At 66.2% G+C, this 25,908-nt stretch carries 18 protein-coding genes; 4 read left to right on the forward strand and 14 right to left on the reverse strand.

The annotated features are described in order from the left end of the window. Window positions 1–80: 80 nt before the first annotated feature. From ATF69_RS21440 to ATF69_RS21475, 8 genes are all read right to left on the reverse strand, one after another. Window positions 81–1,655 carry a methyl-accepting chemotaxis protein gene (locus ATF69_RS21440; protein WP_108498050.1) on the reverse strand — a complete coding sequence of 525 codons (1,575 nt, stop codon included), beginning with the start codon at window positions 1,653–1,655 and terminating at the stop codon, window positions 81–83. A gap of 218 nt (window positions 1,656–1,873) precedes the next feature. Then, on the reverse strand, window positions 1,874–2,926 hold the full coding sequence (locus ATF69_RS21445) for an adenosine deaminase (protein WP_146872218.1): 1,053 nt from the start codon (window positions 2,924–2,926) through the stop codon (window positions 1,874–1,876). Continuing rightward, window positions 2,926–3,909: an aromatic ring-hydroxylating oxygenase subunit alpha gene (locus ATF69_RS21450; RefSeq protein WP_146872219.1), complete on the reverse strand. Its 984-nt coding sequence runs from the start codon at window positions 3,907–3,909 to the stop codon at window positions 2,926–2,928. Before ATF69_RS21450 ends, ATF69_RS21445 begins: the two co-directional genes overlap by 1 nt. A gap of 387 nt (window positions 3,910–4,296) precedes the next feature. Next, the gene (locus ATF69_RS21455) at window positions 4,297–5,463 is read right to left on the reverse strand and encodes a BMP family ABC transporter substrate-binding protein (protein WP_056060802.1); all 1,167 of its coding nucleotides are present in this window, start codon (window positions 5,461–5,463) and stop codon (window positions 4,297–4,299) included. A 109-nt stretch (window positions 5,464–5,572) separates the two neighbouring features. Next, a complete protein-coding gene (locus ATF69_RS21460; protein ID WP_056060799.1) occupies window positions 5,573–6,493 on the reverse strand; it encodes an ABC transporter permease in 921 nt (306 codons plus the stop codon). Continuing rightward, window positions 6,493–7,566 carry an ABC transporter permease gene (locus tag ATF69_RS21465; protein ID WP_116749156.1) on the reverse strand — a complete coding sequence of 358 codons (1,074 nt, stop codon included), beginning with the start codon at window positions 7,564–7,566 and terminating at the stop codon, window positions 6,493–6,495. Before ATF69_RS21465 ends, ATF69_RS21460 begins: the two co-directional genes overlap by 1 nt. Beyond that, window positions 7,559–9,145, reverse strand: a complete 1,587-nt coding sequence (locus ATF69_RS21470; RefSeq protein WP_146872220.1) for an ABC transporter ATP-binding protein — start codon at window positions 9,143–9,145, stop codon at window positions 7,559–7,561. Before ATF69_RS21470 ends, ATF69_RS21465 begins: the two co-directional genes overlap by 8 nt. 79 nt (window positions 9,146–9,224) lie before the next feature. Further along, window positions 9,225–10,157 carry a LysR family transcriptional regulator gene (locus tag ATF69_RS21475; protein WP_082522392.1) on the reverse strand — a complete coding sequence of 311 codons (933 nt, stop codon included), beginning with the start codon at window positions 10,155–10,157 and terminating at the stop codon, window positions 9,225–9,227. Between the two features lie 104 nt (window positions 10,158–10,261). Between ATF69_RS21475 and xdhA the strand changes: the two genes are divergently transcribed. Further along, window positions 10,262–11,773: a xanthine dehydrogenase small subunit gene (xdhA, locus tag ATF69_RS21480; RefSeq protein ID WP_146872221.1), complete on the forward strand. Its 1,512-nt coding sequence runs from the start codon at window positions 10,262–10,264 to the stop codon at window positions 11,771–11,773. Beyond that, entirely contained in the window at window positions 11,770–14,118 is a 2,349-nt protein-coding gene (gene xdhB, locus ATF69_RS21485; protein ID WP_146872222.1) for a xanthine dehydrogenase molybdopterin binding subunit, read from the forward strand. The genes xdhA and xdhB overlap by 4 nt, the downstream gene beginning before the upstream one ends. A gap of 842 nt (window positions 14,119–14,960) precedes the next feature. On the opposite strand, the gene ATF69_RS21495 is transcribed toward xdhB, so the two are convergent. Both ATF69_RS21495 and ATF69_RS21500 read right to left on the reverse strand, forming a co-directional pair. After that, window positions 14,961–17,087, reverse strand: coding sequence for a sensor domain-containing diguanylate cyclase (locus ATF69_RS21495; RefSeq protein WP_099729451.1), 2,127 nt, complete (start codon window positions 17,085–17,087; stop codon window positions 14,961–14,963). Window positions 17,088–17,477: 390 nt separating this feature from the next. Then, complete coding sequence (locus ATF69_RS21500; protein WP_056060781.1) at window positions 17,478–18,101, reverse strand: Crp/Fnr family transcriptional regulator; 624 nt, start codon at window positions 18,099–18,101, stop codon at window positions 17,478–17,480. Between the two features lie 292 nt (window positions 18,102–18,393). On the opposite strand from ATF69_RS21500, the gene ATF69_RS21505 reads away from it, so the two are divergent. Then, complete coding sequence (locus ATF69_RS21505; RefSeq protein WP_146872223.1) at window positions 18,394–19,434, forward strand: porin; 1,041 nt, start codon at window positions 18,394–18,396, stop codon at window positions 19,432–19,434. Window positions 19,435–19,507: 73 nt separating this feature from the next. Here the strand turns inward: ATF69_RS21505 and ATF69_RS21510 are convergent, their stop codons facing one another. Then, on the reverse strand, window positions 19,508–20,863 hold the full coding sequence (locus tag ATF69_RS21510) for a glycerate kinase type-2 family protein (protein ID WP_146872224.1): 1,356 nt from the start codon (window positions 20,861–20,863) through the stop codon (window positions 19,508–19,510). Window positions 20,864–20,964: 101 nt separating this feature from the next. On the opposite strand from ATF69_RS21510, the gene ATF69_RS21515 reads away from it, so the two are divergent. After that, on the forward strand, window positions 20,965–22,842 hold the full coding sequence (locus tag ATF69_RS21515) for an EAL domain-containing protein (protein ID WP_244303785.1): 1,878 nt from the start codon (window positions 20,965–20,967) through the stop codon (window positions 22,840–22,842). Window positions 22,843–23,014: 172 nt separating this feature from the next. On the opposite strand, the gene ATF69_RS21520 is transcribed toward ATF69_RS21515, so the two are convergent. From ATF69_RS21520 to xdhC, 3 genes are all read right to left on the reverse strand, one after another. Then, window positions 23,015–23,347, reverse strand: a complete 333-nt coding sequence (locus ATF69_RS21520; protein WP_121943585.1) for a DMT family transporter — start codon at window positions 23,345–23,347, stop codon at window positions 23,015–23,017. A 186-nt stretch (window positions 23,348–23,533) separates the two neighbouring features. Beyond that, entirely contained in the window at window positions 23,534–24,778 is a 1,245-nt protein-coding gene (locus ATF69_RS21525) for a urate hydroxylase PuuD (RefSeq protein WP_146872225.1), read from the reverse strand. Between the two features lie 198 nt (window positions 24,779–24,976). Then, on the reverse strand, window positions 24,977–25,804 hold the full coding sequence (gene xdhC, locus ATF69_RS21530; RefSeq protein ID WP_146872226.1) for a xanthine dehydrogenase accessory protein XdhC: 828 nt from the start codon (window positions 25,802–25,804) through the stop codon (window positions 24,977–24,979). Window positions 25,805–25,908 lie beyond the last annotated feature (104 nt).

Genomic DNA, 25,908 nt, shown 5'->3' on the forward strand with positions numbered 1-25,908 from the left:
GTTGCAAAGACTGCCGGGTTAAAAACAGGATTCAAGTGCGGGCGTGCGCTGCAGCAGCGCGCAGAGCCCCGTGAGCAATTTCAATTCAGCCGCAGCGCCTGTGGGCCCGCGCCCAGGCGGAAGGCACCCACCACTTCGGCCAGGCGCGACGCCTGATCCTTCAGGCTCTCGGCGGCGGCGGTGGATTCTTCCACCAGGGCTGCATTTTGCTGGGTCATCTGGTCCAGCTGGGTCACTGCCACATTCACCTGGCCAATGCCCTGGCTCTGCTCCGAAGCGGCTGCGCTGATCTCGCCAATGATGTCGGTCACGCGGCGCACGGAACTCACGATCTCGCCCATGGTGGTGCCGGCGTTCTGCACCAGGGCAGCACCCGACTCAACCTTTTCCACGGACACGCCGATCAGCGTCTTGATTTCCTTGGCCGCCTGGGCCGAGCGCTGGGCCAGCGAGCGCACTTCGCTGGCCACCACGGCAAAGCCACGGCCCTGCTCGCCCGCACGGGCGGCTTCCACGGCGGCGTTGAGGGCCAGGATGTTGGTCTGGAACGCGATGCCGTCGATGGTGCCGATGATGTCGGCAATCTTCTTACTGCTGGTGTTGATCTCGTCCATGGTGGTCACCACCTGTGCCACCACATCGCCACCGCGCTGGGCCACCTGCGCCGCCGACACTGCCAGCTGGTTGGCCTGAACGGCCGAATCGGCGCTCTGACGCACGGTACTGGTCAGCTCTTCCATCGAGCTGGCGGTCTCCTGCAGGCTGCTGGCTGTCTGCTCGGTGCGCGCGCTCAGGTCCTGGTTACCAATCGCGATCTGGGTGCTGGCGGTGGAGATGCTGTCCACCACGCCCCGCACTTGCTGCAGCGAACGGTGCAGCGCGCTGCGCATGGCATCCAGCGCGCGCAGCAGGTGGCCGGTTTCGTCATTGGCGTAGCTCGCCTGGGGGGCACCCGTCAGGTCCATGTTGGCGATGGTCTCTGCAATGGCCTCGGCCTTGCGCAGCGGACGCGTGATGCTGGTGGTCAGCAGCCAGGCCAGCAAGGCGCCCAGCAGCAGCGACACGCCGGTGCAGATCTGCAGCAGCAGCGTGGTCTGGGCACGCAGCTCTTCGCTGCGCTTGCCGGCAGCATCGAGCTCGGCGCGCTGGCCATCCACCATCTGCTGCACACCCGCCAGATAGCTGCGGGAGGTGGGCTCAAACCGCTCGGTGAAAACCTTGTTGGCGTTCTCGGCATCGCCCGCCTGCTTGAACTTGCTCACTTCCTCGCGGGCCGCCAGGTAGTCCTTGCGCAAGTCTCCCACCTTGGCAAAAAGCTGCTTCTTCTCCGGCGTGTCCATCTTGGACTCGATGAATTTCTGCAGCTCGTTGGTATCGCGGATCGACGCGGCCGTGGCGGGCGCAAAGTAGGGGATCAGGCTCGCGTCGCTGCTCTTGGCAATGGCTGCCGCGCGCTGCACGCCCGATGTGGTGTGGCGCAGCCAGTCCGAGCCAGCACGCTCGGTCTTGATGTTGTCGTTGACCATGGCGTCGATCTCCCTGCCCAGCTGGCTGAGCTTGACCACGGCCACCACGCTGCTGGCAAAAAACAGCGCCAGGATGAGGCCAAGCACCAGGGTCAGGCGCTTGCCAATGGAGATTTGACTGAGAAACATGGAAGGCTCCAAAAAAAGGGGGCAACACGGCACCCGTGCACTCCACAAGGGAGCGCAGGGTAAGGGCCATGGTGGTGGATCACCCCTTGGGCCTGGGCCGGACGCAATTCGAACGAATACTTACTATTTTAAGGGTTTACCCAGATCAGGCCCCTGCCGCACTGGCGAAAGTCCCTCTGGCGCCATTTCCCAAGCCCACTGCGCGCGCTACCCGAAGCTCAGTAGTCGTGCTCCACGCACCGCTCAAACGCTTCCTTGAGCTTGTGCTCCCACACCCGCTTGTCGGCATTGCCTGCAAAGCTGGCTTCAAAACTGTTGAAAGCCAACTGGTAGGCATCTTTGGCCGTGAGGCCCGTGGCCGCAAACACCTGGGTGAAGTTCTCGTTGATGTAGCCGCCAAAGTAGGCAGGGTCGTCCGAATTCACGGTGGCAGCCAGGCCGGCATCAAGCAGCTTGCCGAGGTTGTGGTCTGCAAGGTTGGGGAAGACGCACAGCTTCTGGTTGGACAGCGGGCACACCGTGAGCGCAATGCGGTCTTGCGCCAGGCGCTGCATCAGGGCAGCGTCGTGTACCGCCTGCACGCCATGGTCGATGCGCTCGACCTTGAGCACATCCAGCGCACTCCAGATGTAGGCGGGAGGACCCTCCTCCCCCGCATGGGCCACCAGGTGCAGGCCCAGCTCGCGGCAGCGGGCGAACACGCGGGCAAACTTCTCGGGCGGGTGCCCCAGTTCGCTGGAGTCCAGACCCACACCCACCACCTTGTCGAGCAGCGGCATGGCCTGCTCCAGCGTTTCGAATGCCGACTCCTCGCTCAGGTGGCGCAGGAAGCACAGGATCAGCGTGGCGCTGATTCCCAGTTCGGCGCGGGCATCCTGGCAGGCACGGTGCAGACCGTTGATGACGGTCTCCATCGCCACGCCGCGTGCGGTATGGGTTTGCGGGTCGAAGAAGAGTTCGGCGTGCAGCACATTGTCGCGCGCCGCACGGCCCAGGTAAGCGCGCGCCATGTCGTAAAAATCCTGTTCATGCAGCAGCACACTCGCACCGGCGTAGTAGATGTCCAGAAAACTCTGCAGATTGGTGAACGCATAGGCGCTGCGCAAGGCGTCCACGCTGGCATAGGGCAACGTCAGCCCATTGCGCTGCGCCAGCGCAAAGATCAGCTCGGGCTCCAGGGAGCCCTCGATGTGGATATGGAGCTCGGCCTTGGGCATGGCACGCAGCAGGCTGGGAAGGCGCTCGGCGGAGATGGGGGGGATCTTGAACATCAGCAGACTCCAAAGGTGATGCCACTCTGGCGCAGAAAGCGGCGATACGCAGATGATGCCTTGTCGGCAGCGGTATGCAACTCCGCGCGCAGGTCGAGTGGCAGGCACTGTGGCGTCTGCGACTCCAGCACGGGTTGGTCCTGCGTGAAGATGGTGTGCTGGAAGGCCTGCAGTTTCTCGTCCGGCGATTCGAAATCCGCCACGGCCAGCCGGAACCACACCCGGCTGCGCACCGGCGTCACCGGACAGATAAACAGCGCAATGGACTCGCACCAGCCATCGACCGCCGTGGTGCCCGCCTCGGGCACCTTGGTCAGCAGGGCTGCATAGGGGGCCGTGACTTCGTAGGTGTATTCGACCTGGGCGGCCGCCGTGGAATGCAGGTTGGATTGCGGTTGCCAGGCCTTGCAGCCCGTGGCCAGGAGGCCCGTGGGCGTGGGCTCCACGCGGTAATCGTCGATGGCCGTTGCCTCACGGCTGCCGAGCCAGCCTTCGTGCACAAAGCCGAAATGCGACATGTCCAGAAAGTTCTCGACGATGCGCGGCGCGCTGGCCGCCACGTCGTAGGGACCGCAGTTGAGCTTGCGCAGGCGAGCATCCCCCTCCGCCGCAAACACAGGCAGCCCCTGCTCGCCCGGTGCGATGCGCACCCACACAAGGCCATAGGCCTCCTGCACCTCGAAATGGCGGGCGCAGTGCGTGGCCGGGGGCACAAAGGTGGGCAGTGCAGGCACGTGCGTGCATTGCCCACCGGCCGCAAACTGCCAGCCATGGTAGGGGCACTCCAACTGGCCCTGGGGCGTCACGCGGCCCAGCGACAGGCGGGCGCCCCGGTGCGGGCACTGGTCGGCCAGCGCATGCACGGCGCCTGGGCCATCGCGCCACAACACCACGGGTTGCTCCAGCAGCTGCACGGCCAGCGGCGCCTGCGCCGCCACGGCTGCTGACAGGGCCACCGGGTGCCACAACGTAGATTCCACCATCGTCCTTGCTCCTTAGAACCTGTTCAAAGTCTTTTTGGAGATCGCATTGGAGTGCAATCGGGATGAGTGGAAGCTTCGGATGCGCAGCATGGGCTCGTGCCCATACAAGCAGCCGATGCGTTCAATAGCCCGATTTCACTCCAACCCTTCGGGCAAGTGCCTTGCCGGGCGGTCCGCGGCGTTGCGGCGCTTGCCGATAGCACGGGCTATCGGCTGCGCACCGCGCCTAGCATTCCATCCCGGCAAGGTACTTGTGCGACTCCAAAAAGACTTTGAACAGGTTCTTAATGCTGCAGGCCGCAAACGCGCCTGCAAAACAAAAGGGCCACCCCAGGGCGGCCCTTTGTCACAGCAGCTCGCAAGAACTGCTGATGAACGCGGTGCGAATTACTTCTTGTCGCCGCCAGGGATCTTGCCTTCCACGCCCTTGACGTAGAAGTTGATGCCGCCCAGGAACTTGTCGTCAGCCACAGCGTCCTTTTCCAGCACGGGCTTGCCGTCCTGACCCACGATGGGGCCCTTCCAGATGCTGAAGCTGCCGTCGGCCAGGCCCTTCTTCACGGCTTCGACCTTGGCCTTGGTGTCAGCAGGCACGTCTTCAGCGATGGAGACGATGTCGATAGCGCCCTCCTTCACACCCCACCAGCTTTGGCCCGAAGCCCAGGTGCCATCCAGCACGTCCTTGGTGGCCTTGACGTAGTAAGGGCCCCAGTTGATCACCGCCGATGCCAGGTGGGCCTTGGGGCCGTAGGCGGTCATGTCGCTGTCCCAGCCGAAGGCGCGCTTGCCCTTTTCCTGGGCGGTCTTGAGCACGGCGGGAGAGTCGGTGTTCTGGAACAGGATGTCGGCGCCACCGTTGATCAGGCTGGTCGCGGCTTCGGTTTCCTTCGGTGGGCTGAACCATTCATTCACCCACACCACCTTGGTCTTGATCTTGGGATTGACCGACTGCGCACCCAGCGTGAAGCTGTTGATGTTGCGGATCACCTCAGGGATCGGCACCGAGCCCACCACGCCCAGCGTGTTGGACTTGGTCATGGCGCCAGCGATGATGCCGGCCATATACGCGCCTTCGTAGGTGCGGCTGTCGTAGGTGCGCAGGTTTTCGGCGGTCTTGTAGCCGGTGGCGTGTTCGAACTTCACACCCTTGTTGTCTTCCGCGACCTTGAGCATGGACTCCATGTAGCCGAAGGTGGTGCCGAAGATCAACTTGTTGCCCTGGCCGGCCAGGTCGCGCAGCACGCGCTCTGCGTCAGCAGACTCGGGCACGCTTTCCACAAAGCTCGTCACGACCTTGTCGCCAAATTCCTTCTCGATGGCCTTGCGACCGTTGTCGTGCGCGAACGACCAGCCGCCGTCGCCCACCGGGCCGACATAGGCAAACGCGATCTTCAGTGGCTCGGGCTTGGGTGCCGGTGCTTCTGCGGCAGGGGCCGGTGCAGGCGCAGGGGCCGGTGCCGGTTCTTCCTTCTTGCCACAGCCCACCAGGGCAGCAGCAGCCACAGCGGAGAGCGCTGCCACCTTGAGCAGGGAGCGTTTCTGCAGATCAGTCATGTCGGTTTCCTTATCGAAGAAGTAGGACTTGCAAAGGTTGGGGGACGAAAACAATGATTATGGTGCGATCTACCGCAGGGTAACCAGATTTTCCAGTGGGCTACCCCTTTCAGGAGCCCGGATAAAACGGTTTGCCCAGCGAGGCCGGCATGTTGATGCGGATCCACGCCGGATTGCGCGAGATCAGCGCCAGCACCACGATAGTGGCCACATACGGCAGCATGCTCAGCAACTGACTGGCCACCTGCACGCCGGTGGCCTGCAAATGGAACTGCAGCATGGTCACGCCACCAAACAGATAAGCCCCAAGCAACACCCGTGCCGGGCGCCAGGTGGCAAAGGTGGTGAGCGCCAGCGCAATCCAGCCGCGCCCGGCCACCATGCCCTCGACCCACAGCGGGGTGTAGACAGTGGAGATGTAAGCCCCGGCCAGACCGCACAGCGCCCCGCCCACCACCACGGCCGCCAGCCGAATGCGCCGCACCGGGTAGCCCAACGCATGGGCTGACTCAGGCGATTCGCCCACCGACCGCAGCACCAGCCCGGCGCGCGAGCGGTAAAGAAACCAGATCAACCCCGCCACCAGCAGCATGGTGAGATACACCAGCGGGTGCTGCTGGAACAGCGCTGGCCCAAGGAGCGGCACATCGCCCAGCACCGGGATGGCGTACTTGGGCAACTCGGGCAGCTTGGCCTGCACGTAGCTGATGCCCGCAAACGCGGAGAAGCCCACGCCGAACAGACTGAGCGCCAGCCCCGTGGCGTACTGGTTGGTGTTGAGCCAGATCACCAGCACACCAAAGATGGCGGCCAGCACGGCACCGGCCGCCATGCCTGCCGCAAAGCCCAGCCAGGTGTTGCCCGTGTGCACCACGGTGGCAAAGCCTGCAATGGCGGCGCAGAGCATCATGCCCTCGGCCCCCAGGTTGACGATGCCCGCCTTTTCGTTGATGAGCAGGCCCAGGGCCGCAATGGCCAGCACGGTGCCCGCGCTGAGCGTGGCGCCGATGAGCAGTGCATAAGACTCCATCAGACACCTCCTTTCTTGCTGCCGACCCAGCGGATGCGGTAGGCAATCAGCGTGTCACAGGCCAGCAGCGTGAACAGCAGCAGGCCCTGGAACACACCGGTGAGCGACTTGGGCAGGCCCAGGCGCGACTGCGCGAGTTCACCACCGATATAGAACATGCTCATGAGGATGGCGGAGAGGATCATGCCCACCGGGTGCAGCCGTCCGACAAAGGCCACGATGATGGCCGCGAAGCCGTAGCCCGCAGGCACATAGGGCGTGAGCTGGCCGATGGGCCCTGCCACCTCCAGCGCACCAGCCAGGCCAGCTGCGCCGCCCGAAATCAGCAGCGCCGTCCACAGCGCGCGGCGCGACGAAAAGCCCGCATAACGCGCCGCCGCTGGTGCCAGCCCGCCCACCTGCTGGGCAAAGCCCGCCCGCGTACGGAACAGGAACACCCACAAGGCCCCAGCGCCTGCGAGCGCCAGCAGCAACCCGATGGACACGCGCGACCCCTGCATCAGGCGCGGGATCTGCGTGACTTTCTCGAACGTCTTGGTCTGCGGAAAGTTGTAGCCCATGGGGTCCTTCCACGGGCCATAGACCAGGTAGCCCAGCACCAGCGTGGCCACATAGACCAGCATCAGGCTGACCAGGATTTCGTTGGCATTGAACTTGTCTCGCAGCAGCGCCGTGAGCCCTGCCCAGGCCATGCCACCCAGCACCCCGGCGAGCAGGATGGCGGGCACGATCCAGGGGCCCGTGGTCTTGTCGGCCAGCAGCGCCACGCCACCCGCCACCACGGCGCCGATGACAAACTGGCCTTCGGCACCGATATTCCACACGTTGGAGCGGAAACACACGGCCAGCCCCAGCGCAATCAGCAACAGTGGCGTGGCCTTGACCATGAGTTCGCCAATGGCGTACTGCGTCTTGATGGGCTCCCAGAAGAACACCTGCAGCCCGCGCACCGGGTCTTTGCCCAGCGCAATGAACAAGGCCACACCGATCAGCACGGTAAAGGCCAGCGCCAGCAGGGGCGAGCCGTAGGTCCAGAGCTTGGAAGCCTGGGGGCGTGGTTCCAGCTTAAGCATGCTGCACCTCCGCTGCCTTGGCCTGTTGTGCGAGGTGCGCTTGGACATCGGCATGCCACAGCCCGCTCATCCATTCACCGATGCGTTCCACCGTGGCCTCGGCGCGCGGCACCGAAGGCGACAGATGCCCCTTGGCCACCACATGCAGCCGGTCGCAGATTTCAAACAATTCGTCCAGCTCCTCACTCACCACCAGCACGGCGCAGCCTGCGTCACGCAGGGCCAGGATGGAGCCCCGGATCTGTGCGGCGGCGCCCACATCCACGCCCCAGGTGGGCTGCGAGACGATGAGCAGCTTGGGGTTGGCGTCAATCTCGCGTCCCACGATGAACTTCTGCAGGTTGCCACCCGACAGCGACTTGGCCGCTGCGTTGGGTCCACCCGCCTTCACATTGAAGCGCCGGATGATGTCCTCGGCATGTTTTTGCAGCGCGCCCACCTTGATCCAGCCACTGCCGCCGACCGAATTGGTGCGGGTGAGCAGCAGGTTGTGCGCCAGCCCCATGGTGGGCACGGCGCCCCGGCCCAGGCGCTCTTCGGGCACAAAATGCAAGCCCAGCGCCCGGCGCTGGCCGGGACCCATGCGGCCCGCGTTCTGGCCCGAGACCTGGATGCTCGCAGGCTCGGCCCGCTGGTCTTCGCCCGACAGCGCGTAGAGCAATTCTTTTTGCCCATTGCCCGACACCCCGGCAATGCCCACCACCTCGCCCGCTTTCACCTCAAACTGCAGGTCGATCAGGTCCACACCAAACTGGTCGGCGCGCGGCAGCGACAGGCCCTGCACGCGCAGCACCGTGGCGCCGGTCTGCACCGCGCGGTGTTCCAGCGCAGGCGGCTCGGCGCCAATCATCAAGCGCGACAGGGACGCATTGGATTCTTCGGCCGGGTTGCACACGCCCGTCACCTTGCCGCCACGCAGCACGGTGCAGGCAGTGCACAGCGCGCGGATTTCGTGCAACTTGTGGCTGATGTAGAGGATGCTGCAACCCTCGCTGGCCAACTTGCGCAGCACCACAAAAAGCTTTTCGACCGCCTGGGGCGTGAGCACCGAAGTGGGCTCGTCCAGGATCAGCACCTTGGGATTGGTGAGCAGCGCGCGAATGATTTCTACCCGCTGCATCTCGCCCACGCTCAACGTGTGCACGGGGCGCAGGGGGTCGATGTCAAGGCCGTATTCGGCGGCCTTGGCGGTGATGCGGCCGGTCACTTCAGCCAGCGTCAGGCTCTTGTCCAGGCCCAGCCAGACGTTCTCGGCCACCGTGAGGGTGTCGAACAGGCTGAAATGCTGGAACACCATGGCAATGCCCAGGGCCCGCGCTTCTTGCGGGTTGCGCACTTGCACGGCCTGGCCGTTGAAGAACACGCTGCCTTCATCGGGCTTGACCGAGCCGTAGATGATTTTCATCAGCGTGGACTTTCCCGCGCCGTTTTCGCCCAGCACGGCGTGGATTTCACTCGGCAGCACCGTGAGCGACACGCCGCTGTTGGCCACCACGGCCGGGTAGCGCTTGGTGATGCCCACCAGCTGCAGCCGTGGCGGCGCCGCACCAGGCGCTGAAGGATTGGGGGGAGAACTCATGCGGGGATTGTCTCTCAGTTTTACAACTTGTTATAAGAATGAAAATACCTCATGGCGCTTGTTCAGCATGCTCAAGCAGCTATTCTTTTCGTAGCGAAGCAGCCACAGTTTTCACGCAATCTCGCAGCCAGGCGGCCGCCGCCGAGTGGTGCGTGCGGGCATGCCACAACTGGTAATACATGAGCCGGGGGAAGGGCACTGGGCACGGCAGGATGGCCAGCGGCAGCTGGTCCACATACCGCTCGCAGTACTGGCGGCCCGTGGTCAGCACAAGCAAGCTCGATGCCACGATGCTGGGAATGAGGCTGAAATGCGCACAGCGCGCCGTGATGTGGCGCTGCATGCCCAGGCTGTCCAGGTGGGCGTCGATCACGCCCCGCGCGCCAGGGTGGGTGGGCGTGGGGGCGATGTGCTCGGCGGCCAGCCAGCTCTCCACGTCCCAGCCGCGCCGCACGGCAGGGTGGTCCTTGCCGACCAGGCACACCACCTCGTCGCCAAACAGGCGGCCCATGTGCAGGTCGTCCGGCGGCTGGGGCCAGTTGCCGATCACCACGTCCACGTCGCCCTGCGCCAGGTGCGCGTGGTAGTGCGCGTCGGCCGACAGGGGCAGGATCTCGATCGGACACAGGGGCGCCTCGACCTTGATGCGGGCCACGAGCTGGGGCAGAAAGAGTGGGTCGAGGTAGTCGCTGGCCGCCACGCGGAAGGTGCGGGTGGCCGTGCGCGGGTCAAACCCACGCGCATCCGAAAACAGGGCCTCCGCCGCCCGCAGGATGGCCCCGGCGGGCTCCACCATGCGCAGCGCGGCGTCGGTGGGCATCATGCTGGCGCCGGAGCGCACCAGCAGCGGGTCGCCCGACAGGTCGCGCAGCCTTTTGAGCGCAGCCGACACCGCCGGCTGGTGCATGCCCAGTCGGACGGCGGCCCTCGATACGCTGCGTTCTGTGAGCACGGTGTGCAAGACCCTTATGAGATGGAGGTCTATCTTGTCGAAAAGGGCGTGGTCTCTCATAGCGGTGTGGGCATGGGTGCCATAAGCTTGCGCATATGCCGGTGGCGGTAGTGCGCTCTACCCTCTGCTGAACCTTTCCATCCAAGATCGAAGTGGCGTTTGTCATGACAACAAGACCCTTGCAATTCCTGCGCCGAGGCCAGCCCGTGGCGCTGGGCAATGTACCACCCGACCGCACCCTGCTGGAGGTGCTGCGCGAAGACCTGGGCAACACCGGCACCAAGGAAGGCTGCGGCGAAGGCGACTGTGGCGCCTGCACCGTGGTGCTGGGCGAAGAACGCGACGGCCAGCTGCACTACAGCGCCGTGAACAGCTGCATCCGCCTGGCCCATTCGGTGGACGGCATGGCACTGTGGACGGTGGAAGACCTGGCGGAAGATCCGCTGATCCAGCCAGTGGGCGACGCCCCCGCTGCGGCGCGGCAAGCCATCACTTTGCACCCCGCCCAAGAAGCCATGGTCCAGTGCCACGGTTCCCAGTGCGGCTTCTGCACGCCGGGCTTCGTGATGAGCCTCTTCGGCATGTACCAAAACCATGTCTGCCACGGCCGACCCATCACCCGCGAACTGGCGCAGGAGGAACTCTCGGGCAACCTGTGCCGCTGCACCGGCTACCGCCCCATCCTTGATGCCGCCCAGCAGATGGCATCGCTGCCCGGCATGGCGGTCAACGAGGCCGAAGTGCTACAAAAATTGAAGCTGCTTCGGCATGTTGCACTAGCGCAAGCGGCCGATTCGGCCTATATCGCCCCCCCCACGCTCCCGGATCTGCTCGCAGCCCGCGCCGCCCACCCGGGCGCCCAGGTGGTGGCGGGCTGTACCGACGTGGGGCTGTGGGTGACCAAGCAGCACAAGCAGTACTCCCAGGTGCTGGACGTGACCCGCGCGGCCGAGCTGCGGCAGGTGGCACAGCACGCCGACGCCATCCACATCGGCGCCGCCGTCACGTTGACCGACGCGTTTGCAGCCCTCACCGCACAGTGGCCGCAGTTGCACCGTTTTGCCACGCGGTTTGCGGGGCTGCCCGTGCGCAACTCGGGCACCCTGGGCGGCAACGTGGCCAACGGCTCGCCCATTGGCGACTCCATGCCCCTGCTGATCGCGCTGCGCGCCCAGGTGGTGCTGGCCAGCCAGGCCCGGGGCGAGCGCCAGCTGCCGCTGGAAGACCTGTACACCGGCTACCGGCAAAACGTAATGGCGGCCGATGAGCTGCTGGTGCGCATTGTGGTACCCCGCCCTTCTGCCCAAGAACGGCTGCGGGCGTACAAGATCTCAAAGCGGTTTGACGACGACATCTCCGCCGTCTGCCTGGTGCTCAATCTCGACATCGCGGACGGCACCGTGCAGCGCGCCAGCATCGGCGCAGGCGGCGTGGCTGCCACCCCGGCCCGTGCGCGGCAGACCGAGGCGGCTCTGACCGGCCAGCCCTGGACCGAGGCCACCGCGCAGCGCGCCGCCGCGGTGCTGCAGGCCGAGTTCAGCCCCATCTCCGACATGCGCGCCAGCGGTGCCTACCGCCGCCAGGTGCTGGGCAGCCTGCTGCAGCGCTACTGGCTGGAGAGCCAGGGCCAACCCTCGGTTAGCCTGGACACCTTGACGCTGGAGGCCGCCGTATGAACGCCCCCCACACCATCGCAGAGACCGCCCTGCCCGCGCCCACCCGCGCCGCCATGGGCCAGTCGTACATCCACGAAAGCGCCCGCGCCCAGGTGGCGGGCGCCGCGCACTACATCGACGACCTGCCGGAGGTGAAGGGCACGCTGTACGCAGCGCCCATCCTCTCCACCGTGGCCCACGGCACCCTGAACGGGGTGGATGCCACCGCCGCCCTCGCGCTGCCCGGTGTGCGCGGTGTGGTGCTGGCCAGCGACGTGCCCGGCGACAAGATCCTGGCCGCGTTCGGACACGACGAGCCCGTGTTTGCGCTGGACAGCGTGCAGTTTGTCGGCCAGGTGATCGGCCTGGTGGTGGCCGACTCGGTCATGCAGGCGCGCCGCGCCGTGCGGGCGGTGAAGCTCGACATCACCCCCCTGCCCGCCGTGCTGACGGTGCAGGACGCGCTGAAGGCGCAAAGCTATGTGCTGCCGCCGGTGTTTGTGCGCCGGGGCGATGCGGCCACAGGCCTCGCGCAATCGGCGCACCGCATGCAGGGAGCGTTTGAAGTCGGCGGTCAGGAGCACTTCTACCTGGAGGGCCAGATCGCCTACGCCATGCCTCTGGAGCAAAAGCAGTGGTGGATCTACTCCAGCACCCAGCACCCCGGCGAAGTGCAGCACTGGGTAGCGCACGCGCTGGGCATCGACAACCACGCGGTCAAGGTGGAATGCCGCCGCATGGGCGGTGGCTTTGGCGGCAAGGAGACCCAGGCCGGGCACCTGGCTGTGTGGGCCGCCGTGGCCGCCAACAAGCTGGGCCGCCCCATCAAGCTGCGGCTGGACCGGGACGAGGACTTCATTGTCACCGGCAAGCGCCACCCGTTTGCGTACGAGTACGACGTGGGCTTTGACGACACGGGCCGCATCACGGGCCTGAAGCTCCAGATGGCCGCCAACTGCGGCTTCAGCGCCGACCTGTCGGGCCCCGTGGCCGACCGCGCGGTGTTCCATGCCGACAACGCGTACTACCTGAGCGATGTCGAGATCGCGTCGTACCGCTGCAAGACGAATACCCAGAGCCACACCGCCTTCCGCGGCTTCGGTGGCCCGCAGGGCGTGATCGTGATCGAGGCCATCCTGGGCGACATCGCGCGCGCGCTGGGTCTGGACGCACAGGACGTGCGCCTGGCCAACCTGTACGGCAAGGACGCGAGCACGGGCCGCCACGTCACCCACTACCAGATGGCGGTGGAAGACAACATCCTGCACGAGCTGCTGCCCACGCTGGAGCAGACCTCGCACTACCGCCAACGCCAAGCCGAGATTGCGGACTGGAACGCGCACAACCCGATCATCAAGCGCGGCATCGCCATCACACCCGTCAAGTTCGGCATCAGCTTCACGGCCACGCTGTTCAACCAGGCGGGCGCGCTGGTGCACGTGTACACCGACGGCAGCGTGCAGGTAAACCACGGCGGCACCGAAATGGGCCAGGGCCTGCACACCAAGGTGGCGCAGATCGTGGCCGACGAGCTGGGCGTGCCCCTGCACCGCGTGCTGGTGACGGCCAGCGACACCAGCAAGGTGCCCAACGCCAGCGCCACCGCCGCCAGCAGCGGCACCGACCTGAACGGCCGCGCCGCCCAGTACGCCGCGCGCAACGTGCGCGACAACCTGGCCTCGTTTGTGTGCGGGCTGGACGGCTGCGGCGCAGGCGCGATCCAGTTTGCGGGCGGCCAGGTGATCTCGCCCAAGACGGTGCGCAGTTTTGAAGAGGTGGTGCAGGCCGCGTACGCCAACCGCATCCAGCTGTGGAGCGACGGCTTTTACCGCACGCCCAAGATCCACTACGACAAGACCACCCTCACCGGGCGCCCGTTCTACTACTTTGCCTACGGCGCCGCCTGCACGGAGGTGGCCATCGACACCCTGACCGGCGAGAGCCGTGTGCTGAAGGTGGACATCCTTCACGACGTGGGCCACAGCATCAACCCGGCCATCGACATCGGCCAGATCGAGGGCGGGTTTGTGCAGGGCATGGGCTGGCTGACGACCGAGCAGTTGGTGTGGAACGACAAGGGCACCCTCGCCACCCACGCGCCCAGCACCTACAAGATTCCCGCCACGGGCGACATCCCGGCGCACTTCAACGTCCACCTGTGGCCCGAGGCGAATCGGGAGGACAACGTGGGTGGCAGCAAGGCGGTGGGGGAGCCGCCGTTCATGCTGGCGATCAGCGTGTACGAGGCGCTGCGCAATGCGGTGGCAGCGGGGCGTAGCGGCGTGGATGCTGCGGCGCCAGTGGTGTTGACGGCGCCGGCGACTGCGGAGAATGTGCTGAAGGCGTTGGGGCGGTTGGGAGAGTGACGTTTTTGGCTTCTGGCGATAATGGGATATGGGTTGGTAGCTATTGATTTTGTAGTGTTTGGTTGTGTGCGCTGACTGAGTCGCATGCCTTTGTTAAGGGCGGAGGCCGGGAGTCGCCCGGCAGGCGAGGCACTTTTCTTTGCTTCGCCAAAGAAAAGTGCCCAAAAGAAAGGCGACCCCGCTGTCTGCGTCCCCTGCGCTGACGCTACGGGGCAACCTGCGGTGCTCGGGTTTGGCGGGGTCTCGCTCAACTCGCGCCGCTGCGCGTCGCTCAGACACACGCGAGCCCTGATCCGCCAAACCCTGCGCTCCTCGGCGCATCCACAGGGGCACTGGGGGCAGAACTTCCACACGGGCCATTGCTTCGCTCGGCCCCAACTCGCGGGCGCAAGCGCCACGCGCTGCGCAGCCTGGGCCGAGCGCAGCAATGGCCCGAATGGATGTTGGCTGTTCGGCTGTTCGGATGTCCCACCCCTGCTGGCTGCGCCTGCGGCGGGGCGGTTGCGGGGTGGCATGGGCGTCGGAGCGCCCATGCTTCGTGCTCTGACTCGCCGCAGTTGTTTGAACGAAGCGCGCCAGCGCGCAGTGAGTTCTGCGGCGCACCCCGCAACCGACACGCCGCAGGTTTGCCCCGTAGCGAAGCGCAGGGGTCGCAGACTGGGGGTCGCCTTTTCTTTGGTGACTTTCTTTTGGCGAAGCAAAAGAAAGTTACTCGCACGCCGGGCGACTCCCGGCCTCCGCCCTTACCAAAGGCATGCGGCCCAATCAGCAACCACAAGAAAACGCTACAAAATCAATAGCTATCACCGCATATCCCACTAGCGCATCCAGCCCAAAAGCCCTCAAACAGGCCCCAAAGCCATCCGCCCCGAAGAAGTCACCGACGCATCCCTCGCATGCCGCGTCTCCACCCGGTTGCGCCCCGCCCGCTTGGCGTCATAACAAGCCATGTCCGCCGCATACAACACCGACGGCACATCCTGCAAGCTGGCGTCCAGCACCACCAGCCCGATGCTCACCCCCAGCGTAAAACTGCGCCCCTGGTACGACGGCTCCCACGCGCGCACCGCCGCACGCAACTGCTCGGCCACGGCCTGGCCGCGTGCCAGAGCGCAACCAGGCAACACCACCGCAAACTCGTCCCCCCCCAGGCGTGCCGCCCAGCCGATCTGGCGCACATGGGACGCCAGCAGCCGGGCCACGTGGCGCAGCACGTCGTCGCCCGCGTCGTGGCCCGCAATGTCGTTGACCACGGTGAAATGGTCCAGGTCGAGGAACAGCACCACCCCGTCGCCCTGGGTCTCACCGCTCTCCTCATCGGCGGCGGGCACCACAGCGCGCTGGCGGGCCGACCGCTCGGCCATCAGCTGACCCAGGCGCTCGTCAAACGCGGCGCGGTTGTACAGCTGCGTCAGCGCATCGTGCGCGCGGCCCCAGGACTGCTGCACCTGGGCCTCGCGCGCGGCAGTGATGTCTTCCAGAATCCACACGGTGCCACCGTGCACCTCCTCGGGGCGCACGCCCTGGCCCTGCACGCGGGCCCACACGGGGGTGCCGTCCTTGCGCAAAAAGCAGACATCGCCGTCGAACGCGCCATGCGCCGCCACCTCGGCGCGCACACGGTCTCCCACCTGGGCATAGTCGGCGTCGCTGGCGTACAGGATGCGCGCGGGGCGGCCCTGCAGCTCCTGCGCGCTGTAGCCCAGCATCACACAGGCCTGGTGGCTCACCACCTCCAGCATGCCGTGGCGGGTGATGACGATGCCCACCGGGGCGCTGTCCAGCACGGCCTGGAACTGGCCGACCACCGTGTCCTTGCGCGACTGCTGCAGGCTGCCCTGCTGCACCAGGCCCTGGAACACCCGTACCAGTTCGCCCACCTCGCCGCCCGCGCGGGGCCAGTGCACATCTTGCGCAGGCTGCTGGCGCGCGCTGGTCCTGAGCAACTGGCGCGCCTTGAAGGTCAGCTGCGCCAGCGGCTGGGCCATCCAGCCCATCAGCGCCACCGCCAGCAGCATGCACAGCACCATGCTGGCCACCGCCAGCCACCAGGCTTCGCGCTGGGCGCCGCGCAGCGGTGCCAGCAGCGCCTGCGACTGGCTCACGCGCGCCACGATCCACTGCGGCAGCGGCATGCCCGCCATGCTCACGATGTGGTCGGACTGCACATGGGTCATGCCCCGCCCCACCACCGGCTGGGCCTGGCTTTGCCAGCGCGTGTACACCGGGGCCAGGCCCACTTCATCACGCACCTGGCCCAGCACGCGGGTGGGGTCGGAGTGCGACAGGATGGTGCCGTCGCGGGTGAAGACGATGAGCTGCGAGTCATCGCGGGCGGGCAGCGTCATCGACGGTGGCAGCAGGCTTTGGGATTGCAGGCGCAACGCCCCTGCCACCACACCCACCACCGTGCCGTCTTCGCGGTGCAGGGGCATGGTGAACATGACCCGCGCCTCGCCCCGGCGGCCGGCGATCAGCTCGGACACCAGGGGCTTGCCATCCACCAGGGTGCGGCGCAGGGCATCGCGTTCGGTGGGGTCCAGGTCCGCGGCCTTTTCGATCTGACCGGCGCGCAAATTCAGGCGCAGTTCGCCGTTGTCGCGGGCGACCTGCATGGTGTCGAAGAACTGCACCGCAGGCAGGCCCTGCTGCAGCAGCCATTCCAGCGACGAGGGTGACTCCAGCATCGCCGGTGTGATGCCTGCGGCCACGGTGCGCAGCACCTTCTGGCTTTGTTCGATCTTGCTGGCCAGCAACCGGGCCACCACCTCGACCTCGTCGGTCTGCTGGCTCACCACCCGGCGCATGGCCTCCTGCCCGGAGGCCCGAGTCACCAGCCAGGCGGCCACCGCCCCCGACAGCGCCACCGCCAGCGCCGCCACCAGCATCAGCCGCAGCACCAGGGCGCCGGGCACCAGCCAGCCCGGATCAAGGTCCGGGGCTGCCTTGGGGCCGGGCGGCGGCGTCATGGACGCGTCCCCCCTGCAGGCTGATGGGCACGCTCAAAGTTCGGCATGGGGACGGGTCATGGCAGACATGTCCCAACAAATATACGCAGGGCCTGTGCCCGGGGGCTTGGGTGGAACCCTTGGGTAAAGCCAAGGAAAAACCCTGAGCCCGTCGGGGTGCGGGAAGGGTACGGGAAGGGTGTGTGGAGGGATGGAAGCGGACTGCGGCAAGGGCCCTGCAGCGTGGTGCCAGCTCCCACAGCCAGGCAGAACGTGCCACCACCCAAGGCGCATCGCCCCGGGGTGCGGGGCTTGTCAGCAAATGCAACGCAAGGGCAGTCCGTGGCTGCCGGCAGGCGCAACCCGACAGTCGCTGCAGGGCGTCAAGAACGCGGTGTCAAGAACGCTGTGTCAGCAGCCCGCCATCGACTGCAATGCCCGTGGCTGGGGCAGCGCCAGCACATTGCCGGTGCCGTGGATCAGGCCCAGCTCGCGCAGGTGGCGCAGCACGCGCGAGAAGGTTTCGGGCGCAATGCCCAGCTGCGCTGCAATCAGGCGTTTGCGCTGGTGCAGGGTGACCTGCATGGCGCCGCTGTGGTCGGGCTGGGCGTGGTTCAGCAGCCACTGCGCGCAGCGCGATTCGGCGTCCTGCGCCAGGCGGCTCACGGCCAGCTCGGACTGCTGCCGGTAGCCCTGCGCCATGTCCAGCAGCAGCCCCCGCGCGCCCGCAGGCATGGCGGCCAGGCTGCGGCGAAACTCCTCGATGGGGATGCGCCGCACATGCACACGCGTGTCGGCCACCATGTCCACCGGTAGCGGCAGGCCCATCAGGGCCGACGCGGCGTCGAGCCAGAACGGCCCCTCGACGGCACCGAGCTGGTGGCGCAGGAAACCGTCGTCCAGCACACCGCGCAGCACACGGCCGTTTTCGAGGTGCAGCACCGTCGTCAGCACCTCATTGCGCCTGCGCAGCACTTCGCCGGGGGCGATCACCTCGGTGTCAGCGGGCAGAGAAAAAAGGGTAGATGGCAGCATGGAAGCCACTGTGCCGTGCGGCTGCGCCCGTGGCATTGAGCCACATCAAAGCCGCACCATGTCGCCCGCCCCGCGCGCCCCAGGTTTGCGCCAAAACACACGAAAACTGCGCCAGCAACGTGCATGGGTGCGCCCTGAACCGGCCAAAAAGTATGTAAACAGGTGTTGCACCAGGGCATGGAACTTGCGATGCCCCAACTGCGGGCCCCGCCCTGCACCACGGTGCAACAGGGGCCGCGTCTCCCCTTGCACCCGCCGGACCTCCGGCGCTTTCTTCCCCAGGAATCACTCCATGAAAAAAAACCTGATTGCACTGTCTCTATCGCTCAGTGGCGCCCTGCTGTGCTCCACCGGCGCCCAGGCCCAGAGCTCCGTCCAGCTGATGGGCTTGACCGATGTGTTTGTGGGCTCCATGAAAAACGCCGGTGACGCCGGCAGCAGCAGGGTGGTCAACAGCGGCGGCATGACCACGTCGTGGTTCGGATTCAAGGGCACCGAAGACCTGGGCGGCGGGCTCAAGGCCAACTTTGCGCTCACCTCGTTCATCAAGGTGGACAGCGGCATCCAGGGCCGATTTGCCAACGACACGTTCTTCTCGCGCGATGCCAACGTGGGCCTGAGCGACAGCTGGGGCACCGTGACCGTGGGGCGCGGCCTGGCCCCCAACTTCCTGCCGTCCATCCTGTCGAACCCGCTGGGCGACTCGTTCACCTTTGCACCGCTGATCCTGCACATGAACGTGCCTCTGTTCAACGGCACGGGCTGGGGTTCGACCACGCCATCCGACACCGGCTGGTCCAACGAAATCATCTACAGCACGCCCAACCTGGGCGGCCTGACCGCCAACCTGCACTACCAGTTTGGCGAGGTCGCGGGCGACAGCAGCAAGAAGAACGTGGGCATCAACGCGCTGTACTTCAACGGCCCCGTCACCCTTACCGGCTTCTACGAGCGCGACCAGATGAGCAACCCCGCCGTGCCCAGCACCTACCTGGGCACCACCAAGACCGACTGGATGCTGGGCGGCGCGTATGACTTTGCGATCGTGAAGGCCTTTGCCAGCTACGGCCAGGCCAAGGCCGACAACACCACCAACAAGGCCAAGACCACGCAGCTGGGCGTGTCGGTGCCCGCAGGCGCCACCGGCAAGGTGCTGGCCTCGTGGGCGCAGACCAAGATGACGGCCACCGACATCTCGCGCAAGACCTTCACCGTGGGGTATGACTACTTCCTGTCCAAGCGCACCGATGTGTACGTGATGGCCATGAACGACCGCATCACCAACCAGACCAAGGGCAACAGCTTCGGCGTGGGCATCCGCCACCGGTTCTGAGGCCTGCACAGGGCGCCCGGGGCCTTTTCCAAGCCCCAGCGGCCCCAGGCGCAAGTGCGATATGCCTGAGCAGCTACAAAATCAGTAGCACTCGGAAATCGTTCACGTTGGTGTGCGTAGGGCCGGTGACCAGCAGGTCGTCCAGCCCCGCAAAAAATCCCCAGGCGTCGTTGCGCGCCAGGTGGTCGTCGATGCGCAGGCCTGCAGCGCCTGCGCGCGCCAGCGTGTCGGGGCACACAAAGGCCCCCGCGTTGTCTTCGCTGCCGTCGATGCCGTCGGTGTCGGCCGCCAGCGCCCACACGGCGGGCTCGCCCTGCAGCGCCTGCGCCAGGCCCAGGCAAAACTCGCCCGCACGCCCGCCCCGCCCCCGAGGCACACCGGGTGCACGCGGACGCACGGTGACGGTGGTCTCCCCCCCCGACAGGATCACACACGGCGCCGCAAACGGCTGGCCGCGCCGCGCCACCGCGCGGGCCAGCGCCGCATGCACCTTGCCCACTTCGCGCGACTCGCCCTCGATCTCATCCGACAGCACATGCGCAGGCAGCCCCGCTGAACGGGCCAGCGCGGCCGCGGCCTCCAGCGCCTGCTGAGGCGTGGCGATCAGATGCACGGCATGCCCGGCAAAGCGCGCGTCGCCGGGTTTGGGCGTCTCCAGGCGGCCTGCCTCCAGCGCAGTGCGGATGGCCGGGGGTACCTCGATGCCATAGCGCGCCAGAATGGCCAACGCATCGGCGCAGGTGGTCGCATCCGGCACGGTGGGGCCGCTGGCGATCACCGACGGGTCGTCGCCGGGCACGTCGCTGATGGTGAGCGTGACCACGCGCGCTGGCGCACAGGCCGCCGCCAGGCGCCCGCCCTTGATGCGCGAGAGGTGCTTGCGCACGCAGTTCATCTCGCCAATGTGCGCGCCGCTGTCGAGCAGGGCGCGGTTGATGCGCTGCTTGTCTTCCAGCGTCACCCAGTCGCAGGGCAAGGTCAGCAGGGACGAGCCCCCGCCCGAGATCAGGCACAGCACCAGGTCGTGCTCCGTCAGCCCCTGGGTCAGATCGAGAATGCGCTGCGCCGCGGCCAGCCCCGCCGCATCGGGCACGGGGTGCGCGGCCTCCACCACCTCGATGCGCTGCGGCACGCCCGCAGGCCGGGGCGGAACATGCCCGTAGCGGGTGACCACCAGGCCCGACAGGGGCGCGTCCTGCGGCCACAGAGCCTCCAGTGCCTGGGCCATGGCGCCCCCCGCCTTGCCCGCGCCCAGCACCAGGGTGCGCCCCCCGCTCTCGCGGCTGGGCGGCTGGGGCAGCCACTGGCGCATGCCGTGCAGGGGTTGTGCGCTGTGCACTGCGGCATCAAACAGCGCCTTCAAAAAGGCGCGGGGGTGGGTGCGGTAGTCCGGCAGGGAGGGGCTGGCTGGCTGGGTTTCTGGGTGCATGCCGCGCATTGTGCAGCGGCCGCACCAGTCACGTTGCTGTAACTAGCCTGTCACACACCACCGGTATCGTCGGCACCCTTGCTCAGGGACCCACAACAGCCATGCACAACACCCCATGGAGCCGACTGGAGGCGATGATGGCGCTGCTATCGCCCGCCGCCCGCCAGGGCACCGGCCCCCTGGCGCGGCTGATGCGCGAGGGCGGGCTGTACTGCGTGTTCCAGCCCCTGGCCGACCTGCGCGAGGGCCAGGTGTACGCGCATGAGGCACTAATCCGGGGGCCCCAGAACACCCCGCTGCACACCCCCGACAAACTGCTGGAGCTGGCCCGGCACGAGGGCATCCTGCAGGACTTTGAGCTGCTATGCGTCTACACCGCCATGGAGCAATGGGGGCGCCACGACGCGCCGGGCCGGCTGTTTGTGAACATCAGCGCCGATGCGCTGGTGCATGGCGTCCAGCTGATCGGCGCCACCGAGCTGGGCAACACCGTGCGCAGCCTGGGCCTGAGCGCTCGCATGCTGGTGCTGGAGATCACCGAACACGAACGCGTGACCGACATGCCCCAGCTGCGCCAGGCCATCAAGGCTGTGCATGCCTGCGGCGCGCGGCTGGCGCTGGACGACTTTGGCGATGGCCGCTCCAGCCTCAGGCTGTGGTCCGAGGTGAAGCCCGACTTCGTGAAGATCGACAAATACTTCATCCGCGACATCAGCGACCACCCCGAGAACCTGCAGATGCTGCAGGCCATCAAGGGGATTGCCGATGTGTTCGGCACCCAGCTCATCGCCGAAGGCATCGAAACCCGCGACGACCTGCGCGCGCTGCGCGACCTAGACATCCCCCTGGGCCAGGGCTGGCTGCTGGGCCGCCCGGCCATGGCGCCGCGCGAGGCGGTGGACGAAGCGGCGCTGGAGGTGATGCACGACCGCCGCGTGGCCGTGCTGCCGCACCTGGGGCAGACCGCGCGCCCAGGCATCCTGCGCAGCCTGCTGGTGGTGCAGGCGCCAACCGCAGCGCCCGCCACCAACAACGATGCCGTGGCCGCCCTGTTCCGCCAGCACACGGACCTGCACGCGCTGGCGGTGGTGGACGGGTCACGCCCCGTGGCCCTCATCAACCGCCAGCAGTTCATGAATCATTACGCCACGCCGTACTTCCGCGAGGTGCATGGCCGCAAGTCCTGCCTGGCGTTTGCCAACCTGGCGCCGCGCGTGGTCGAGCTGGACTGCGATGTGGACCAGCTCGTGGGCATCCTCACCTCGCAGGACCAGCGCTACCTGAGCGACGGCTACATCGTCACCGACAACGGCCGCTACCTGGGCCTGGGCACCGGCGACCAGCTGGTGCGCGCCGTGACCGAGACCCGTATCGAGGCCGCGCGCCACGCCAACCCACTGACCTTTTTGCCCGGCAACATTCCGATCAGCCTGCACATCCAGCGCTTGCTGGAGAGCGGCACCGAGTTCGTGGCCTGCTATGCGGACCTGAACAACTTCAAACCCTTCAACGACCACTACGGCTACTGGCGCGGCGACCAGATGATCCGCCTGGTGGCGCGCCTGGCCACGGCACACTGCGACGCACGCAGCGACTTTGTGGGCCATGTGGGTGGGGACGACTTCATGCTGATCTTCCAGAGCAGCAACTGGCTGCAGCGCTGCAAGAACATCGTGGACGAGTTCGCACGCGAGGCCGTCACGCTGTTCGACGACAGCGCACGGCTGGCAGGCGGCATCCATGCCGAGGACCGGCATGGCGTGCAGCGGTTCTTTCCGTGCACCACGCTGGCCATCGGCGCCGTGCGCATCACGCCCGGGCGCTTTCGGCATGCCGAAGAAGTGGCCAACCTGGCCGCCGTGGCCAAACATGAGGCCAAGCAGGCATCCACGGGAGTCGTGCTGCATGGCAGCTTCACCGAATCCAGCCTGGGGGCGGTGGCTGCCACGCGGGCGCTGCAGGATGTGCTGGCGGCGTAGGGCCTGTTTGGATCGCATACCCAGGACGCAACATCGACGCAAAAACGGGGTTCTGGCTTGCCAGCATTGGGTCCTCGACGCTGCTCGGCTTGAGGCAAACAAGTCCGCTTCGGTCCCTTTGCAGCCGTTCGCTGAAGCGTGAATCAGTCTTTGGAAATGCGTGTCCGGCGACTTATCGGGCACTCAAGTTCAAAGCAATGACGCCCAAAACTATGAAGCTTAGACCGGCCAGTCGAAGGAAGCTCGCCGACTCACCAAACCAGAGCATTCCGAGCACCGCCGTCAAAGCTGTTCCGCTTCCCGCCCATACCGCATAGGTAAGTCCGACTTCCATATGCCGGACGGCGATTGCCATAAGCCAGATAGCCGCGGAATAACAAAGCCCTGAAAGGACGGAAGGGAAAATACGTGTGAAGCCATCCGCATAGCGGAGTGCAATGGTTCCAACGACTTCCGCGAGCACGCTTGCCGCCAGTACAAGCCAGGCAAAGGTTGAGTCACGCACAGAGCACCTCTCAAGCCAGGCGCCTATACCGAGCGCGGCCAGAGGTTCTAAGAGCGGTACCCCGGATCAGTATTGGAGATTATCAGAGGCGCGCCGCAACAGCCTAAGGCTCCGTCGAGCCACGTCCGCTTCTTGGCGATTCTGTGAGCGACTGCTTCTGGCCGATTGCCGCGGCACTCAACACATTCAAGGCCCCGTTGCAGCCCCTGCCTCAAACCACTTCCCAATCAGCGCACGCTCCGCATCGGTGATGCCCGTGGCGTTGTTCATGGGCATGAGCTTTTGCACCACGGCCTGCTGGTAGATGGCCTGGGCGTGTTGCTTCACGCTGTCGGGCGAATCAAGCCGCAGGTTCTTCATCTGCACCTGCTCGCCGTGGCACATGTAGCAGCGCTGTTCCAGCACCGCCTGCACGGCCTTGAAGTCATTTTGGCCGCTAGCGCCGGTTTTGTCTGCGCTGGCTGCTCCTGAAACAGGAGCATTCGCCACGGGGGTGGCCACCGGTGCGGGGCGCATCCACACAATAGCGCCCACGATCACCGCCACGCCGACCAGCGCATACGGCAGCGGGTTGCCGTTGCGGCCTAGCTTGTAGCCGTGGCGCATCACAAAGAACTGGCGGATGGCGGCGCCCGCGAACATCATCAGGATCAGCACCAGCCAGTTTTGCGGGTGGCTCCAGGTGAAGCTGTAGTGGTTGCTCAGCATGGCAAACAGCACGGGCAGCGTGAAATAGGTGTTGTGCACGCTGCGCTGCTTGCCGCGTTTGCCGTGGATCGGGTCCACGGGCTGGCCGGCCTTGATCTGGCTGATGACGGTGCGCTGGCCGGGGATGATCCAGAAGAACACGTTGGCGCTCATGGACGTGGCGATCATCGCCCCCACCAGCAGAAAGGCTGCGCGGCCCGCAAACCAGTGGCAGGCCAGCCACGAGGCCACGCACACCAGCACCAGCACCAGCGCACCCACGATGGCGTCGCCGTTCTTGCGCTGGCCGAAGATGCGGCAGATGGCGTCGTACAGCAGCCAGAACACCACAAAGAAGCCCAGCGCCACCACGATGGCGGTGGCGGGCGCCCAGTCCATGCGCGACTTGTCGATGAGGTAGGTGCTGGCGCTGTAGAGGTAGGACACGGTGAACAGCGCAAACCCGCTGATCCAGGTGCTGTAGCTCTCCCAGAAGAACCAGTGCAGGTGTTTGGGCAACTGCGGCGGCGACACCGCAAACTTGACCGGGTGGTAGAACCCGCCGCCGTGCACGGCCCAGAGCTCGCCACTCACGCCTTGTTTCTTGAGGTCTTCGTCCTCGGGCGGCGTGAGGCTGCTGTCCAGAAAAACGAAGTAGAACGACGAGCCGATCCAGGCGATGGCCGTAATGACATGGACCCAGCGCAAAAGCAGGTTGGCCCAGTCGAGAAAGTAGCTTTCCATATCTCAACCTTGATGGCGCGTTAGCGCCAAACAGCAAACCTGCTCACCACTGCGGGCGCTCTGAGCAGACATTGAGGTCGCGCACCTTGGCCAGTGGGTTGCTGGCCGGGGCACCGCTGCGACCGGTACGTCAAAGTGTATGCAGGAATTGTTCCCGATTCCAGCCCCAACCTGGGGCATTCGGGGCCGGAATTACCCTCATTTCCCGGCCTTTGGCATGGGCGGTAGCGTCTGCAGCAACTGCGCTGCCACGGCCACGGCAATCACCTCGGGCTCCTTGCCCCCGATGCCGGGAATGCCGATGGGGCAGGTCACCTGCGCCAGCTCCTCGGGCGCGAACCCGCGCTCATGCAGGCGGTTGCTGAAGGTGGCCCACTTGGTTTGGCTGCCAATCAGCCCGATGAAGGGCAGGTCGCCCTGCTCGCGCTGGCGGCGCAGGCAGGCGGCCACCACGTCCAGGTCCTCGGCGTGGCTGAAGCTCATGATCAGCACGCGGCTGCCGGGTGCCAGGCGGGGCACGGCGAGTTGAACCGGCTCGGAGTGTTCGCAGACCACGCCCTCCGGCGGGTCGGGCGGGAAGATGCCGTCCCGGCTGTCGATCCAGGTCAGGGCAAAGGGCAGTGGCGCCAGCACGCGGGCCAGCGCGTGGCCCACATGCCCGCCGCCAAACAGGGCCACCGGGTGCAGGTTGGGTGTGAGGCGCTGGGCCAACCCCGGGGCGTCTTGCGCCGTGAGCAGCTCAAATCCCAGGTGCACCACCCCACCGCAGCACTGGCCCAGCGCCGGTCCCAGCGCAAACCGCATCGGCCCAAGCGCCGTCACCGGCCCACCCGCCAGGCGGCGGCGCGCCTCGGCAATCGCCTGCAGCTCCAGATGCCCGCCGCCGATGGTGCCCACCAGCTGGTCGGCAAATACCGCCATCCAGGCGCCGTGCTCCCGGGGCACGGACCCTTGGGTAGACTCCACGGTCACCAGACAGGCTGGCGCGGCCCCCAGGCCGTCCAGCAGCATTTGCAAATTTGTCACCGCGATCCTTTTCGTGACGGACGCAAAACGGGGCCAGGCAAGCGGCTCACCCTCCGGTGAGGCATGTTGCTGCATCCCCTTTGCAGCCGTCGTCATTTTGTAAC

Origin of the sequence: Acidovorax delafieldii (assembly GCF_007993815.1) — a bacterium.
GTDB lineage: Bacteria > Pseudomonadota > Gammaproteobacteria > Burkholderiales > Burkholderiaceae_C > Acidovorax > Acidovorax delafieldii.

Coding starts and splice junctions, on each gene's coding strand:
- ATF69_RS21440 (WP_108498050.1), bottom strand. CDS start 1,655: ATGTTTCTCAGTCAAATCTCCATTGGCAAGCGCCTGACCCTGGTGCTT.
- ATF69_RS21445 (WP_146872218.1), bottom strand. CDS start 2,926: ATGTTCAAGATCCCCCCCATCTCCGCCGAGCGCCTTCCCAGCCTGCTG.
- ATF69_RS21450 (WP_146872219.1), bottom strand. CDS start 3,909: ATGGTGGAATCTACGTTGTGGCACCCGGTGGCCCTGTCAGCAGCCGTG.
- ATF69_RS21455 (WP_056060802.1), bottom strand. CDS start 5,463: ATGACTGATCTGCAGAAACGCTCCCTGCTCAAGGTGGCAGCGCTCTCC.
- ATF69_RS21460 (WP_056060799.1), bottom strand. CDS start 6,493: ATGGAGTCTTATGCACTGCTCATCGGCGCCACGCTCAGCGCGGGCACC.
- ATF69_RS21465 (WP_116749156.1), bottom strand. CDS start 7,566: ATGCTTAAGCTGGAACCACGCCCCCAGGCTTCCAAGCTCTGGACCTAC.
- ATF69_RS21470 (WP_146872220.1), bottom strand. CDS start 9,145: ATGAGTTCTCCCCCCAATCCTTCAGCGCCTGGTGCGGCGCCGCCACGG.
- ATF69_RS21475 (WP_082522392.1), bottom strand. CDS start 10,157: ATGAGAGACCACGCCCTTTTCGACAAGATAGACCTCCATCTCATAAGG.
- xdhA (WP_146872221.1), top strand. CDS start 10,262: ATGACAACAAGACCCTTGCAATTCCTGCGCCGAGGCCAGCCCGTGGCG.
- xdhB (WP_146872222.1), top strand. CDS start 11,770: ATGAACGCCCCCCACACCATCGCAGAGACCGCCCTGCCCGCGCCCACC.
- ATF69_RS21495 (WP_099729451.1), bottom strand. CDS start 17,087: ATGACGCCGCCGCCCGGCCCCAAGGCAGCCCCGGACCTTGATCCGGGC.
- ATF69_RS21500 (WP_056060781.1), bottom strand. CDS start 18,101: ATGCTGCCATCTACCCTTTTTTCTCTGCCCGCTGACACCGAGGTGATC.
- ATF69_RS21505 (WP_146872223.1), top strand. CDS start 18,394: ATGAAAAAAAACCTGATTGCACTGTCTCTATCGCTCAGTGGCGCCCTG.
- ATF69_RS21510 (WP_146872224.1), bottom strand. CDS start 20,863: ATGCACCCAGAAACCCAGCCAGCCAGCCCCTCCCTGCCGGACTACCGC.
- ATF69_RS21515 (WP_244303785.1), top strand. CDS start 20,965: ATGCACAACACCCCATGGAGCCGACTGGAGGCGATGATGGCGCTGCTA.
- ATF69_RS21525 (WP_146872225.1), bottom strand. CDS start 24,778: ATGGAAAGCTACTTTCTCGACTGGGCCAACCTGCTTTTGCGCTGGGTC.